General features: G+C 56.4%; 10 protein-coding genes. 4 read left to right on the top strand and 6 right to left on the bottom strand.

The features are described from left to right. Positions 1-153 precede the first annotated feature (153 nt). Positions 154-1452 (bottom strand): serine hydrolase domain-containing protein, encoded by a 1299-nt coding sequence (locus ACSVHP_RS09975; protein WP_447551806.1) that lies wholly within the window; start codon positions 1450-1452, stop codon positions 154-156. Positions 1453-1558: 106 nt separating this feature from the next. Here ACSVHP_RS09975 and ACSVHP_RS09970 point away from each other — a divergent pair, with 106 nt between their 5' ends. Next, the gene (locus tag ACSVHP_RS09970; RefSeq protein WP_447551805.1) at positions 1559-2452 is read left to right on the top strand and encodes a LysR family transcriptional regulator; all 894 of its coding nucleotides are present in this window, start codon (positions 1559-1561) and stop codon (positions 2450-2452) included. On the opposite strand, the gene fumA is transcribed toward ACSVHP_RS09970, so the two are convergent. Both fumA and ACSVHP_RS09960 read right to left on the bottom strand, forming a co-directional pair. After that, positions 2441-4090 carry a class I fumarate hydratase FumA gene (fumA, locus tag ACSVHP_RS09965; RefSeq protein ID WP_447551804.1) on the bottom strand — a complete coding sequence of 550 codons (1650 nt, stop codon included), beginning with the start codon at positions 4088-4090 and terminating at the stop codon, positions 2441-2443. The two genes, ACSVHP_RS09970 and fumA, sit on opposite strands and share 12 nt — an antisense overlap. Before the next feature lie 53 nt (positions 4091-4143). Next, positions 4144-5655 carry an anion permease gene (locus tag ACSVHP_RS09960; protein WP_279642460.1) on the bottom strand — a complete coding sequence of 504 codons (1512 nt, stop codon included), beginning with the start codon at positions 5653-5655 and terminating at the stop codon, positions 4144-4146. A 610-nt stretch (positions 5656-6265) separates the two neighbouring features. Here ACSVHP_RS09960 and ACSVHP_RS09955 point away from each other — a divergent pair. Further along, positions 6266-9046, top strand: a complete 2781-nt coding sequence (locus ACSVHP_RS09955) for a flavocytochrome c (protein WP_447551803.1) — start codon at positions 6266-6268, stop codon at positions 9044-9046. Positions 9047-9138: 92 nt separating this feature from the next. Next, positions 9139-10101, top strand: coding sequence for an FAD:protein FMN transferase (locus ACSVHP_RS09950; RefSeq protein WP_447551802.1), 963 nt, complete (start codon positions 9139-9141; stop codon positions 10099-10101). On the opposite strand, the gene dcuR is transcribed toward ACSVHP_RS09950, so the two are convergent. Continuing rightward, positions 10082-10801, bottom strand: a complete 720-nt coding sequence (gene dcuR, locus ACSVHP_RS09945) for a two-component system response regulator DcuR (protein WP_234675507.1) — start codon at positions 10799-10801, stop codon at positions 10082-10084. The two genes, ACSVHP_RS09950 and dcuR, sit on opposite strands and share 20 nt — an antisense overlap. After that, on the bottom strand, positions 10798-12426 hold the full coding sequence (locus ACSVHP_RS09940) for a sensor histidine kinase (RefSeq protein WP_234675508.1): 1629 nt from the start codon (positions 12424-12426) through the stop codon (positions 10798-10800). The genes dcuR and ACSVHP_RS09940 overlap by 4 nt, the downstream gene beginning before the upstream one ends. Positions 12427-12590: 164 nt before the next feature. Between ACSVHP_RS09940 and ACSVHP_RS09935 the strand changes: the two genes are divergently transcribed. Then, on the top strand, positions 12591-13454 hold the full coding sequence (locus ACSVHP_RS09935; protein WP_417314095.1) for an N-acetylmuramic acid 6-phosphate etherase: 864 nt from the start codon (positions 12591-12593) through the stop codon (positions 13452-13454). 54 nt (positions 13455-13508) lie between these two features. Here the strand turns inward: ACSVHP_RS09935 and ompC are convergent, their stop codons facing one another. Continuing rightward, positions 13509-14615 (bottom strand): porin OmpC, encoded by a 1107-nt coding sequence (gene ompC / locus ACSVHP_RS09930; RefSeq protein WP_447551801.1) that lies wholly within the window; start codon positions 14613-14615, stop codon positions 13509-13511. Positions 14616-14797 lie beyond the last annotated feature (182 nt).

Genomic DNA, 14797 nt, shown 5'->3' with positions numbered 1-14797 from the left:
CCTCGTTTGACGTGTAGAGGACATTTTTATCATGTCATCTCACGCTTAGCACCCACTTTCATCTCGTTGAGTTCACACAATTAAGAACATATTGGCGTCGTTTTTTTCCTGTACGCGAGATAAAAAAAGCCAGGCATCGCCCGGCTTTAGCCCTTAGCGTAGCGCGTTCGCGATGGAACTGAACATCAGCGACGCCTCCAGCGGCTGCGCGCTAAACGACGGCTCCGCCTCCGGCCAGGTTGACCACTGGACGATAACCAGGTTTTCCGCGCGGTTCACCATAATCATCTGCCCAAAAATGCCCAGCGCCCAGAGTGAGTCTTTCAGAGAGCTCTGCGCGGCAGGCGCTACGTCAGTGGCATTGACCGGAACTTCATTGTTCCACCACTGATAGCCGTAAAGACCGTTCGGGTGCGCGGCTGAGACAGAACCCGCCGCGTGGGTCCAGCGTGAGGATTCGCTCACCCAGTTGTCCGGCAGGATCTGCTTGCCGTCTGGCAGCGTGCCGTTGTGCAGAATAAATTCGCCGAAGCGTCCCCAGTCTTCGAGGGTTGCGTTAAAGCCGTGCGCGCCCACGTCGTGCTCGCCTTTGCTGTAGGCATGCCACACCCCGTCGCTCGCCATGCCGTACGGCTGCCAGATGCTTTTCTCCAGATAGGCCGCGAGCGACATGCCGGTGGCGCGCTCAAGCACATCCCCCAGCAGCCACGCGCCGCCGGAAGAGTAGGACCAGTGTTCCCCGGCCGGATGTTCACGGTGCAGGCCGGAGACCAGCTTGCGCACGCAGTCGTAGGTGCCGGGTTTTGCTTCACACTCGGTGAGCTTTGCGAAATCTGATTGGGGATTGGTGTAATCCTCGCTCCATGCCACGCCGGAGGTGTGCGTTATCAGCTGTTTCAGCGTTACGCCCTCCCACGCCGTGCCTTTTAAATCAGGCTCGTATCGGGTGATAAGATCGTCGAGGGAGTGAATCTTTCCCTCTTTAATTGCCACACCGACCAGCGCCGAGACCACCGATTTACCCACCGAGCGGGAGGTCCACAGGGTTGAGTCGGTATTGCCTTCGGCAAGGTATTTCAGGGCAATCTTGCCGTCTTTCAGCACCAGCATTCCGCTGACGTTTTGGCGTTTCAGATAATCCGCCAGCGTATAGGTCTTGCCGTTGACCTGATAGCGGGCGTCCGTCAGGGGTTTCTCCGCTTTTACAAACGGCGTGGCGACGCCGTGGTGGAATACATCCCCCGCGTAGTTGCGGTAGTCATTGCGAAAGCCCACGACGCGATCGCTCTGGCTCCAGGTCAGCATGTTATGTGGATCCGGCAGCGTGCGATCGAAGGGGGCCGGACAGGCGCTCAGGTCGGTGCCTTCGCAGGCGGCCATTGCAGCAGGAGACAACAGGCTGGTGATAACCAGCCCTGCGAGCAGCGTAAGATTTAACGATCTGTTTTTCATAATTATCTCGTATGAGTGAGGAACGGCTTCAGTTTAAGAAGCGGCGCCCTATAATAAAAAACGCGTCATGGGGGAAAATCCCCCGTAAATTTAAAGGGAGCGTAGCGTGGCGACACTGATCTATTCCTTTGCCCAGCTTGAAGCCTTTACCGCCGTGGCGGAGCAGGGAAGCCTGAGCAGAGCGGCGGTAAAGCTTGAGAAAGATCGCACCACCCTGCGCGATCTGATTGATTTTCTGGAAGACGGGCTGGGCTATGCGCTGTTCCACCGGGAGGGGCGCTCGTTACGGCTAACGCCCGAGGGCGAGCAGCTTCAGCGGCAGGCGCACCTGCTGATGCGTCAGGTGCGGGCGTTTGAAGCCTTCGCCCGGGAGGTGCCCAACGGCGCGACGCAGGATCTCTCTCTGGTTTACGATCCCTTCACCCCGAGAGCCTTTTTGCAGGCGCTGATTGCTGAAATGGCGAAACGCAATATCCGGCTGAGTCTGGCCTGCGCCTCGCGCGATGAGGCGGAAAGCTGGCTTGCCGGCGGGCGGGCCGATATCGGGATCTGTCAGGCGCGCAACCGCAGCGTGGGTAACGAGATGGAGTGGCGGGCGCTGGGGTCGGTGGATATGGATTTCTACGCCGCAAAGACGCTTTTTTCCGAGGCCGACACGCCGCTTTCGCTGCTCGATCTCTCTCTGGTGCCGCAGGCGATCATGCATGAAGCCTCTGACGAGCCGGTGGCGCGTCGCCTGCAAATTTCAGGGCACACGCTGTTTACGAACGAGGTGGACATGCTGCGCGGCCTGCTGGAGCAGGGCTGCGGATGGGGATTTTTACCGACGCATTTCGGCGCGTCGCGGTGGAAAAATGTAAAAAGGCTGCACACCGAAGTGGGCAGCCAGGGCATTAGCCAGACAATGGTTACTATCTGGAAACCGGGCAGCGACAAACGGGCGTTGATTCACGATACGCTGTCGCTGCTGCCGGACTTATGGAAACGCTCAGCGCTGTGAACAGCCTTTACACTGCTTGTTCTGGATCTGCTGGAAGAAGTCGTTGCCTTTGTCATCCACCAGAATGAACGCCGGGAAGTCTTCCACTTCGATTTTCCAGATAGCTTCCATACCCAGCTCAGGGTAGGCCACGCACTCCAGGCTCTTGATGCTGTTTTGCGCCAGCACCGCTGCCGGGCCGCCGATGCTGCCCAGATAGAAGCCGCCGTGCTTGTGGCACGCGTCCGTCACCTGCTGGCTGCGGTTGCCTTTTGCCAGCATGATCATGCTCGCGCCGTGGGATTGCAGTAAATCCACGTACGAGTCCATACGTCCGGCGGTGGTTGGGCCCAGGGAGCCTGAAGCATATCCTTCCGGTGTCTTGGCCGGGCCGGCGTAGTAAATCGGGTGATCCTTCACGTACTGCGGCAGTTCTTCGCCGTTGTCGAGCAGCTCTTTCAGCTTCGCATGGGCGATATCACGGGCCACGATGATGGTCCCGTTCAGCGACAGACGCGTTGACACCGGATGCGCCGCCAGCTGCGCCAGGATCTCGTTCATCGGCTTGTTCAGGTTGATGCTGACCACTTCGCCTTCACCCTGTTGGCGCAGGGATTCAGGAATGTACTGACCCGGATTGTGTTCCAGCTTCTCAATCCAGATGCCGTCGCGGTTGATTTTCGCCTTAATGTTGCGGTCAGCGGAGCAGGAAACCCCCATGCCGATAGGGCAGGATGCGCCGTGGCGCGGCAGGCGGATCACGCGGATATCGTGAGCAAAGTATTTACCGCCAAACTGCGCGCCGAGACCGAGGTTCTGCGCCTCTTCAAGCAGTTCCTGTTCGAGCTGAACGTCGCGGAACGCCTGGCCGTGTTCGTTACCTTCGGTCGGCAGAGCGTCGTAGTAGCGGGTGGAAGCCAATTTCACCGTTTTCAGGGTCGCTTCCGCAGACGTTCCGCCAATCACGAACGCAATGTGGTACGGAGGACAGGCCGCGGTGCCGAGGGTGCGCATCTTCTCAACGAGGTAATTCTTCAGCTTCGCCGGGGTGATCAGCGCTTTGGTTTCCTGATACAGATAGGTTTTGTTGGCAGAGCCGCCGCCCTTCGCCATGCACAGGAATTTGTACTCCTCGCCGTCCACGCTGTAGAGGTCAATCTGCGCAGGCAGGTTAGTTCCGGTGTTCACCTCTTTATACATATCCAGCGCCGCGTTTTGCGAATAGCGCAGGTTGTCTTCGATATAGGTGTTGTACACGCCCTGGCTCAGCGCGGCCTCATCGCCACCGCCGGTCCAGACGCGCTGGCCTTTTTTACCCATGATGATTGCCGTGCCGGTGTCCTGGCAGGTTGGCAGCACGCCTTTGGCGGCGATTTCTGAGTTGCGTAGGAATTGCAGCGCCACGTATTTGTCGTTTTCGCTGGCCTGCGGATCGGTAAGAATGGCGGCAACCTGTTTCTGGTGCGAAGGGCGCAGCATAAAGGCCGCATCGTGGAAGGCCTGCTGTGCCAGCAGCGTCAGGGCTTCTGGCTCTACTTTCAGGACGTCCTGGCCGTCGAACTGCGCAACGGAAACATGCTCTTTGGTCAGCAGATAGTATTCGGTGTCGTCGTGTGCGAGAGGGAAGGGGTCTTGATACACAAAGGGTTTGTTCGACATGGTATTGCTCCATCAAAATTAAACCGCCGGACGAGAAGTCCGGCGGTTGGGAATCAGAACATCATGGACATCCACGGATAACCAATCAGCAGCAGGGCCGCCAGGAAGATGGCACCGAAGATAGTGCCGAGGCGCCAGTAATCTTTAGTTGGCAGGTAGCCGCTACCGTAGTAAATCGGGCTTGGGCCAGTACCGTACGGGGTGATGATCCCCATGATACCCAGCGAGGTCACCATCAGCAGGACGAACACTTCCATATTCATGCCCGGAATGGTGGCGGCGATAGTCAGCATCGCTGGCAGCAGCGCGGTGGTGTGCGCGGTGGTGCTGGCAAACAGGTAGTGCAGCAGGTAGAACGCCAGCAGCAGAACGATAGTCGCCACGCCCGGAGAGATACCGCCCATCAGCAGGCCGCCTTCTTTACCCAGCCAGCCGATAAAGCCGGTTGAGGAGAGGCCGTCCGCCAGCGCGACCAGGGTCGCGAACCAGACGAAGGTGTTCCACGCGGCTTTATTACCGGTGATGTCGTTCCACTCCAGCACGCCGGTCCACAGCATCAGGGCCACGATCAGCAGGGCAGCCAGCGCCGGTTCAATCCACGCCGCGGCGAAGATCCACATCAGCAGGGCGCAGCACACGAAGACCATCAGCAGGATTTCATTGCGAGACAGTTTGCCCAGTTTTTCCAGTTCACGGCTCGCCCACAGCGGCACTTCGTCGTTCACTTTCACTTCAGGCGGATAGAACCAATAGGCCAGCAGCGGCATGGTCAGGATCAGCAGGATACCCAGCGGCAGGAAGGCGATGAACCAGGTGCCCCAGGAGATGGTAATACCGACGATGCTTTTTACCAGCGCCAGCGCCAGCAGGTTAGGTGCCAGGGCAGACAGGAACATGGAGCTGGTGATACAGGCGGAGGTAATCGCCACCCACATCAGATACGAACCAATCTTACGCGCGCTTGGGTCGTTCGGTTTTGAACCGTACAGCGGCGGCAGGTTAGCGATGATTGGGTAGATTGTCCCGCCGCTGCGCGCGGTGTTAGACGGGGTAAAGGGTGCCAGCAGCAGGTCGGCGAAGGTGATGGCGTAGCCGAGCGTCAGGCTGCGACGGCCCAGATATTTCACCAGAATCAGCGCCAGGCGGCGTCCGAAGCGGGTTTTATCGTAGCCCGCTGCGAACATAAAGGCACCGAAGATCAGCCAGACGGTAGAGTTACCGAACCCGCTGACCGCCCATTTAAAGGAGGCGCCCGCCAGCTTGAACTTCGGATCCGCCAGCTGTTCAGGGCTGAACAGCACCCACTGGCTGCACAGAGCGATGGCGACGACCCCGGTCAGGCCGATAACAGCGCCCGGCAGCGGTTCGAAGATTAACCCAACGATGACGCCCACAAAGATGGCGAAGTAGTACCATGCATGAGGTGGCAGTCCGTCCGGAACCGGAACAAACAGAAGCAGTATGGCGACGATGAAGGGCAGCGCCATCATGATTAGACGGTTTTTGGCTTTTCCGTCTTTTGCCTTACTCGCCGCAGGAGGCGTTACAGCAGTTTTTGTATTCATAGGTTAGCGTCTTAAGTTGTCAAAAATTCGGCGTGTTCCTGAAAGCCCCATTTCACTTAATTTAGTTACGTTGCTTTTTTTAGTTATTTAAGGTGTCTGTGGGGTGTTTCAGTAATACAAATTCAACGCGTTTTCGTCGGCGCTGAATTAAAAAATATGATGTTTATATATTGCGCCTTTGGATGCCATTACAATTGATCGAGATCAAAAAAAGAGAATTGCGGTCTTATTTTTATTCTTTTTTAAATAACCACTACGGCGTATGTGGGTATTATCTGTTTTAAGCCTTTAATTTATCATATCGATAACAATTAGAATGGTGGTTTGGTTTTATATGATTGATTTAATTGGTTTTATTGTGCTGTTGAGATAAAGGTAAGACCATTCTTTATTTAACGTCTTTTAAATTATTGTGAATTGCTGCGTTATTGCTGCTAACACCAATGTGTTATTTATGTTATCGAAGGGATTAAATAGTTTTTTAACTAACGTAATTACTTTGGTAACTAAAAAAATCGTTATATTAATATCATGACATCGGCAAATAACACGAAATAAAAATACGGTTCCGATAACGAATTCTTAATTTTAAAAGTTTGGAGTTTCTATTATGAGCACTAACGCACGTATTCTAAGCCCGTTCACTTTACCGAATGGTACCGAGCTTAAAAACCGCTTATTAATGGCACCCATGACCACCTGCACGGGCTATTACGACGGCACCGTCACCAGCGAGCTGGTTGAGTACTATCGCGCGCGTTCCGGCAGTATCGGCACCATCATTGTTGAATGCTGTTTCGTTGACGATCTCGGCCTCGCTTTCCCGGGCGCTATCGGTATCGATAACGACGAGAAAATCGCGGGTCTGGCGAAAATCGCCGAGGCGATCAAATCCAAAGGCTCTAAAGCCCTGCTGCAAATCTACCACGGCGGCCGTATGGTTGAGCCGAAGCTGATCGGCGGTCGTACCCCGGTTGGCCCAAGCGCCGTTGCCGCGCCGCGTGACGGTGCCGCTACCCCGGTTGCGCTGACCACCGAAGAAGTTGAAGGGATGGTCGGCAAGTTTGGTGAAGCGGTACGCCGCGCTATCCAGGCCGGTTTCGACGGCGTGGAGATCCACGGTGCCAACACCTATTTAATTCAGCAGTTCTACTCTCCTAACTCTAACCAGCGCGACGACGAGTGGGGCGGCAGCCGCGACAACCGCGCGAAGTTCCCGCTGGCGGTGCTGGATATCACCCACAAAATGGTGCGCCAGTACGCGGACGATGCCTTCATCATCGGCTACCGCTTCTCTCCGGAAGAGCTGGAAGTCCCCGGCATCCGTTTTGACGACACTATGTACCTGCTGGAGAAACTGGCGGCGCGCGGCGTGGATTATCTGCACTTCTCCGTTGGCGCTACCCTGCGTCCTTCCATTGTTGATACCCAGGACCCAACTCCGCTGATTGAAAAATACTGCGCGATGCGTTCTGAAACCCTGGCGCAGGTGCCGGTAATGGGCGTGGGCGGCGTGGTCAACGCCGCTGACGTGAACGAGGCGCTGGATCACGGCTACGATCTGATTGCCGTAGGCCGTGCGACCATCGCTTACCCTGACTGGACTGACCGCATTGCGGCGGGTGAAAACCTCGAACTGTTCATGGACAGCACCCAGCGTGAAGCGCTGAACATTCCTGAACCGCTGTGGCGCTTCTCGCTGGTGGAAGCGATGATCCGCGACATGAGTATGGGTGAATCGAAATTCAAACCCGGCACCTTTGTTGAGAAAGTGCAGGATGATACCAACGAGCTGGTGATTAACGTCAGCCTTGAAACCGACCGTATCGCCGACATCGAGCTGGCCTCCGGCCCGGCGGAAGACGTGGAGTTTGTCACCAGCTTCGAAGAGATCCGCTCACGCATTCTGGACGCCAACACCCCGCACGTGGATGCCATCACCGGCGCAACCAGCCAGAGTGAAGCGGTGAAAAAAGCGGTCTCCAAAGCGATGCTGAAATCCAGCAAGGCGCTGGCGGCAGAAGAGGGCGCTGACCCGAACGAAAGCAAAAGCGTGGATGTGGTGGTCATCGGCAGCGGCGGCGCAGGCCTGGCGGCTGCGATTCAGGCCCATGATGAAGGTGCCAGCGTGCTGATCGTTGAAAAAATGCCAACCATCGGCGGTAACACCATTAAAGCCTCGGCCGGGATGAACGCCGCCGAAACGCGCTTCCAGCGGGTGAAAGGCATTCATGACAGCAAAGAGCTGTTCTACAAAGAAACCCTGAAGGGCGGCGGCAACAAGAACAACCCTGAACTGCTGCGCCGCTTTGTAGAGAACGCGCCGGAAGCCATCGAGTGGCTGGCGACGCGCGGCATTATGCTGAACGACATCACCACCACCGGCGGGATGAGCATCGACCGTACCCACCGCCCGAAAGACGGTTCCGCCGTCGGGGGCTACCTGATCAGCGGCCTGGTGCGTAACGTTACCAAACGTAATATCGACGTGATGCTGGATACCGCGGTTAGCGACATCATCTTTGAAAACGGCGAAGTGACCGGCGTGCGTCTGACCACCGAGGAGAACGACGTCATCACCGTCGCGACCACAAGCGTGATTGTGGCGACCGGCGGCTTCAGCGCCAACAGCCAGATGGTCGTGAAATACCGCCCGGATCTGGAAGGTTTCGTGACCACCAACCATAAAGGGGCGACCGGCGGCGGTATCGCGCTGCTGGAGCGTATCGGTGCGGGCACGGTGGATATGGGCGAGATCCAAATCCACCCAACCGTTGAGCAGAAAACCTCATACCTGATTTCCGAATCCATCCGCGGCGGCGGGGCGATTCTGGTCAACCAGCAGGGGAACCGCTTCTTCAACGAGATGGAAACCCGCGACAAAGTCTCGGCGCAAATCATCGCGCTGCCGGAAAAATACGCCTACATCGTCTTTGACGAGCACGTCCGGGCGAAAAACAAAGCTGCTGACGAGTACATCGCAAAAGGCTTTGTCACCAGCGCCAGCTCACCGAAGGCACTGGCGGAGGCGCTGGGTATGGATCATCACGCATTCCTCGCGACCCTGGAGCGCTACAACGGCTTTGTGGAAAAACAGCACGACGATGACTTTGGCCGTACCACCGCGCTGCGTGCGCCAATCAACGAAGGGCCGTTCCACGCCATTCAGATTGCGCCGGGCGTTCACCACACCATGGGCGGCGTGACCATCAACACCGACACCTGCGTTCTGGACGAGAGCCACAACGTCATCCCGGGCGCGTATGCGGCGGGTGAGGTGGTCGGCGGGATCCACGGCGGCAATCGAATCGGCGGTAACGCGGTGGCAGATATCATTATTTTTGGTACCCTTGCCGGACATCAGGCGGCGATGCGTTCGAAAAGAACCTAAGGCTCCTGTTTTGTAGGCCGGATACGCCCAGCGCGGTCCGGCACCTCCCCGGCGGCGCGGTGCCTCCGGGGCTACAGCTAAGGAGACCTGCCATGTCCGATGAAAACCGCGTCTACAGCTACTCTGCCGTCCTCATGGGCTCGCCCATTCTGCTCAAACTCTTCTCCCACGACGAAGCCCTCGCCTCCCGCGTATTCCGCCTGATTAAACAGTACGAAGATCTGCTTACCGTGAACCGCGCCGAGTCGCAGGTGATGGACATCAACCACGCGGCCGGAAGCCATCCTGTCAGCGTCAGCCGTCCGGTTTATGAACTGATCCGCTGTGCGAAGGCCGCCAGTCTGTTTCCAGGCAGCATTTTTAATCTGGCGATCGGCCCGCTGGTCAAACGCTGGAAAATCGGCTTTAAGGGCGACAGCGTCCCGCCCGCTGATGACATAGCGCGCCTGCTGACCCTCACCGACCCGAACGACGTGCTGCTTGATGACGAAAAGTGCAGCGTGTTTCTGACCAGGCCCGGCATGGAAATAGACCTGGGCGCCATCGCCAAAGGCTATATTGCCGACAGGGTGCGGGATTATCTGCGCAAACAGGGGGCGTCGCTGGGGTTAATCAACCTGGGCGGGAACATCCAGACGCTTGGCTCGCCGGAAGGGGGCTGGAGCGTGGGCCTGAAAAAACCGTTCGCGGCGGATGCGCTGATTGGCGCCATCGAGGTGGAGAATATGTCCGTGGTGACCTCGGGAACCTACGAGCGCTACTTCGAACAAGACGGCAGACGCTATCACCATATCCTTGACCCGCGCAGCGGATATCCGCTGGATAACGCGCTGGACAGCGTCACCATTGTTTCAGCCAATTCTCTCGACGGCGATATCTGGACCACGCTGATGTACGGCATGGGCGTTGAAAAAGGCTGCGCGGCGCTGCGGGCAAGACCGGACATTGAAGCCATCTTCGTGACCAAAGAAAAAGAGGTGGTCTTCTCCTCGACGCACCTCTTCCGCTTTACCCTGCTCGACGACGGCTATCGCGTCACTGACAATACTGCCTGAGCAGCCCGACCTGTTCCGGCTGAAGACGATAGCGGTACACCGGGCGACCGGTGGCCCCGTAGTGAATGCTGGTGAACAAAATGGTGATTTGCGCCAGCCAGATCAGGTATTTACGGCACGATACGCGCGAGATATTCACCGCGTTCGCCAGATCGTCCGTCGAAAACTCCATCTCCGGGTGGGCGTCGATCCACTGGCAGATGGTGCGCAAGGTCTGCGGAGTTAACCCCTTTGGCAGGCGCTTGCTGTCGGCAAGCTCCGGCGCGCCGCCGTGCAGCAGCCTGTCGACGTCCGCCTGCTCATAATACTGATGCGATCCCTTCAGGCTCTGCTTTGCCTTCCAGCCGTTTAACGCCTCTTCAAAACGCGGGAACTGGAACGGCTTGATCAGGTAATCCACCACCCCGTAATGCATAGAGGTCTGGATGGTCGCCGCATCGGAGGCCGACGAAATCATGATCACGTCAATCGGGCGGCCCGACGCGCGGATAACCGGCAGCAGATCCAGCCCGTTATCCTGCTGCATATAGACATCCAGCAGCACCAGATCGATGGGCTGAGCGGGGTTAGTAATATATGCCTCGGCCTGGTTGAGCGTGGACGCGACGCCGCAGCAGCTAAAGCCCTCAACGCGGTTGACGTACAAACGGTTGAGGTCGGCTACCATGGCGTCATCATCGACAATTAATACATTTATCACGCGATATTCCTCTCGCTATCCCAGGGGATCTGAACAAAAAATTGGGTAAATACGCCAGGCTCCGACTCGACGATGATATCGCCGCCGAGGTTCTGAATCTGCTGGCGGGCAAGGAACAGCCCCACACCGCGGTTTTCGCCCTTGGTGGAGTAGCCCTTGGTGAACACATCTTCCAGCCGCTCGGGGGCGATGCCGGGACCGTCGTCGCTGACTTCACAGCTCAGCCAGCCGTTCTGATAGTGTAGTAGCAGGGTGATTTCGCCTTCCGGCTGATCGGACATCGCATCCAGCGCGTTCTCAATCAAATTGCCGAGCACGGTGATCAGCACCGCCGCCTGCTCTTCGTTCGCGGTGTCGGGCAACTCACACTCGTCCGCCAGGGTAAGCGTAATGCCCGCCTCCTTGGCGCGATTGATTTTCCCGAGTAAAAAGCCCGCGATGACCGGGGATTTGACCTTGCGCTGAATCGCACCGATGTCGGTCTGATAGTTATGTGCGGTCTGAAGGATGTACTCCTCCAGCTTGTCATAGCGCTTCATGTGCAGCAGACCGAGGATCACGTGCAGCTTGTTCATAAACTCGTGGGTATGTGAACGCAGCGCATCGACGTAGTTAACCATGCCGTCCATGCGCTGAAGCAGCTGGCTGACTTCGGTTTTATCGCGGAAGGTGGTAATCGCCCCAATCACCTGATTCTGGCTTTTCACCGGCACCATATTGCACAGCAGCAGGCGGCCGTTGCAGCTGATCTCCTGATCTTTTAATCCCACGCCGCTCTGTGACACGGTGCGCAGGCGCTCCAGCAGCGGGGCGTGCGGCGGCTCGCCGGACTGGCCCGGATGCTGGCCGGAGGGCAGCAATAAAATTTCGCGCGCGGCGTGGTTGATCATCGTCACGCGGCCGTGAATATCCACCGCGACGACGCCCTCGCGCAGAGACTGCAACATCGCCTGGCGCTGCTCGAACAGCGCGGAGATTTCATAGGGTTCAAGGCCGAACAGAATGCGTTTCAGAACGCGAACCACCACCCAGATCCCGAGCGAGCTTATCAGAATGCTGAACAGCACCGTCCACAGGGCGTTCAGCCGCCCGCGCGAGATCTGCTCTTCGACTTTGTTCAGCGAGATGCCTACCACCACCACGCCAATCTGATCGTGCTGCGCGTCATACACCGGGGTAAACACACGCAGCGCCTCGGCGAGGGCACCCCGGTTAACGGACACATTCTCTTTGCCCTCCAGCGCCGGGGTCAGGTCGTCGCCGATAAAATGCAGGCCGATCAGGGCTTCGTTGGGATGGGAATAGCGCACGCCGCGCATATCGGTGACCACGGCGAACAGCAGGTCGTTGCGTTTAGTGATGGCCTGAGCCAGCGGCTGAATGACATCCGACTGCGGCGATCCCTCCAGCCCGCGCCTGACCTCGGGGCTGTCCGCCAGCGTGCGGGCGATCCCGAGCGCCGTGTCTTTTACGTCATCGCGGGTCGCACGGGTGATTTGCACTGAATAGAGCGCGAACACCACCAGCAATACCGACCCGATGATCGCACACACCATCAGCGTGACCAGGGTGTTGAGCTTCATGGATCGCCTGGGCGTGGGGGGGAAGGGCTGCAAATCGCTCATCAATGCTCCGCGAGAATAGATAAAGGCTAATTATCGCTGATGGCGCGTGTTTCTTAAAGCCAGGTAAAACTTGCTTTTGCACTCCTTTTTTCGTGAACCGCCTCGCAGGTCATCTATATAAAACACTTTATAGTGTGTGGGAACTCATAATAAGGAGGCTGTTTATGAGCACTATGCTTACCGGTTCAGTCAAGGAAAGACGTCATGCCAGCACCGTCGATATCGACAGATTAGCCACGCTGGACATGCTGAAAGTGATTCACCAGGACGATGCAAACATCTCCGCTGCGATTACCCCTTACTTAAATACCCTGGCACGCGTTGTTGATAATGCGGCTGCGACCCTGAGCCACGGAGGACGCCTGTTTATTGTCGGCGCAGGCCCGTCCGGACGTCAGGCAGAGCAGGCGGCACTGGAGTACGCCCCCGGCAAGCATCCGGTGATGGCCCTGACGGCGGGTGACGATGCCGCAAGCTACGAGCGCGGCGTGGCTGCGCTTCAGGCGATGAAATTTGGTGAGCACGACATGATGCTGGCGCTAACGGTCAGCGGCAAAACCCCTTGGGTGTGGGGCGCGATGCGCCACGCCTGGTCGCTGGGATCGCCGGTGGCGGTCATCACGGGCGATGCGCAAAGTGAAGCCGCGCAGCTTGCAAGCATGGTGATTGCTCCGGAACTGGGTGCCGACGTGGTGGCCGGGTACAGCAATCCGAAAGCTGGGATCGCCCAAAAAATGATCCTTAATATGATTACGACAGGGCTGGCGGTCCGGTCCGGGCGCGTTTACAGCAACCTGCGGGTGGATCTGGAGGCAAACAGCACCAAATGGGCGGAACGTCAGATAGCGATCGTAATGGAGGCGGGGGGATGTACCCGTTCGGTTGCGAAAACCGCGCTGGAAAGCTGTAACCATAACTGCAAAACGGCGGTGCTGATGGTGCTGACCGGGCTGGACGCGTGGAAAGCCCACGATCTGCTGGCGCAAAATAACGGCTTTATTCGCGTGGCGTTGCAGGAAGCGCCGTAAGCGCATAGGTGATATAAAAAAGCCCGCTGATGCGGGCTTTGGTATTTCTGGGGATTAGAACTGGTAAACCATACCGATGCCAACTACGTCATCAGTGCTGATGCCGTTGGTGCTGTAGAACGCATCGTCTTCGTCCAGCAGGTTGATTTTGTAATCAACGTAGGCAGAGAAGTTTTTATTGAAGTAGTAGGTTGCACCGACGTCTGCGTATTTAACCAGATCTTTGTCGTTGCCATAACCGATGTGCAGGTCTTTACCTTTAGACATCACGAAAGCAACGGAAGGACGCAGGCCGAAGTCGAACTGGTACTGTGCGGTCACTTCAACGTTCTGGGTTTTGTTTGCAATGCCAGAGTCACCGTAGCGGGTCATGTTGCGGGTTTCCGCATACATTGCAGCCAGGTAGATGTCATTCGCGTCATATTTCAGACCAACGGTCCAGACGTCAGCTTTGTCGCCGCCAGCAGTTGTGCCGTGTTCCTGGTCGTTGGTACGGTCGGAAGAGGCGTATGCTACACCTGCGCTGAAGCCTTCAGCGAAATCATAGGTAGAGGAGATACCCCAACCGTCGCCGTTCTGGTAACGAACGCTACGGCCATTGTTGGTGCCTTCCTGGTTATTGGAATCGCTTTCGTTGTTACCCTGGTATTGCAGGGCGAAGTCCAGACCTTCAACCAGACCGAAGAAGTCAGCGTTGCGGTAGGTTGCAACACCGTTCGCACGGCCAACCATAAAGTTGTCGGCGTCGGAATAGCTGTCGCCACCGAATACTGGCAGCATGTCGGTCCACGCTTCTACGTCGTAAACCACACCGTAGTTACGGCCGTAATCGAATGAACCGTAATCAGCAAATTTCAGACCAGCGAATGCCAGACGGGTAAAGGAGTTTCCGCCTTGTTTTTCAGTGTTGTTAGCGACGGTTCTGAATTCCCACTGGCCGTAACCGATCAGTGCGTTGTTGATCTGAGTTTCGCCTTTAAAACCGATCTGTGCATAAGTTGCATCGCCGTCTTGACCTGCATCGTCAGAGAATGCATGACGTGCGTCAACTTTGCCGTAAAAATCAACTTTATTACCGTTCTTGCTATAAATTTCAGCTGCATTTGCTGCGCCAGCCATTAACAGGGCTGGAACCATAATTGCCAGAACTTTTCTTTTCATTATATATTCCCTATATATATAGATATTATGAATATGTGTAATCACCCTCCGTAATTACAGCGGAGATACTATTCTAAGTGATGCAAATTAGGTTCAAAAATAAATGTAATAAAATGATTATTTTTATTTCAAAATGTTTCAAATAATCTCTTTATTATTCATATGTATGAATCATGAGAAAA

The organism is Enterobacter sp. 186315 (genome assembly GCF_053290175.1).
Note: the sequence above shows the minus strand (reverse complement) of the source record. Positions and strands in the feature narration are given on the sequence as shown.

Coding starts and splice junctions, on each gene's coding strand:
- ACSVHP_RS09975 (WP_447551806.1), bottom strand. CDS start 1,452: ATGAAAAACAGATCGTTAAATCTTACGCTGCTCGCAGGGCTGGTTATC.
- fumA (WP_447551804.1), bottom strand. CDS start 4,090: ATGTCGAACAAACCCTTTGTGTATCAAGACCCCTTCCCTCTCGCACAC.
- ACSVHP_RS09960 (WP_279642460.1), bottom strand. CDS start 5,655: ATGAATACAAAAACTGCTGTAACGCCTCCTGCGGCGAGTAAGGCAAAA.
- ACSVHP_RS09955 (WP_447551803.1), top strand. CDS start 6,266: ATGAGCACTAACGCACGTATTCTAAGCCCGTTCACTTTACCGAATGGT.
- ACSVHP_RS09950 (WP_447551802.1), top strand. CDS start 9,139: ATGTCCGATGAAAACCGCGTCTACAGCTACTCTGCCGTCCTCATGGGC.
- ACSVHP_RS09940 (WP_234675508.1), bottom strand. CDS start 12,426: ATGAGCGATTTGCAGCCCTTCCCCCCCACGCCCAGGCGATCCATGAAG.
- ACSVHP_RS09935 (WP_417314095.1), top strand. CDS start 12,591: ATGAGCACTATGCTTACCGGTTCAGTCAAGGAAAGACGTCATGCCAGC.
- ompC (WP_447551801.1), bottom strand. CDS start 14,615: ATGAAAAGAAAAGTTCTGGCAATTATGGTTCCAGCCCTGTTAATGGCT.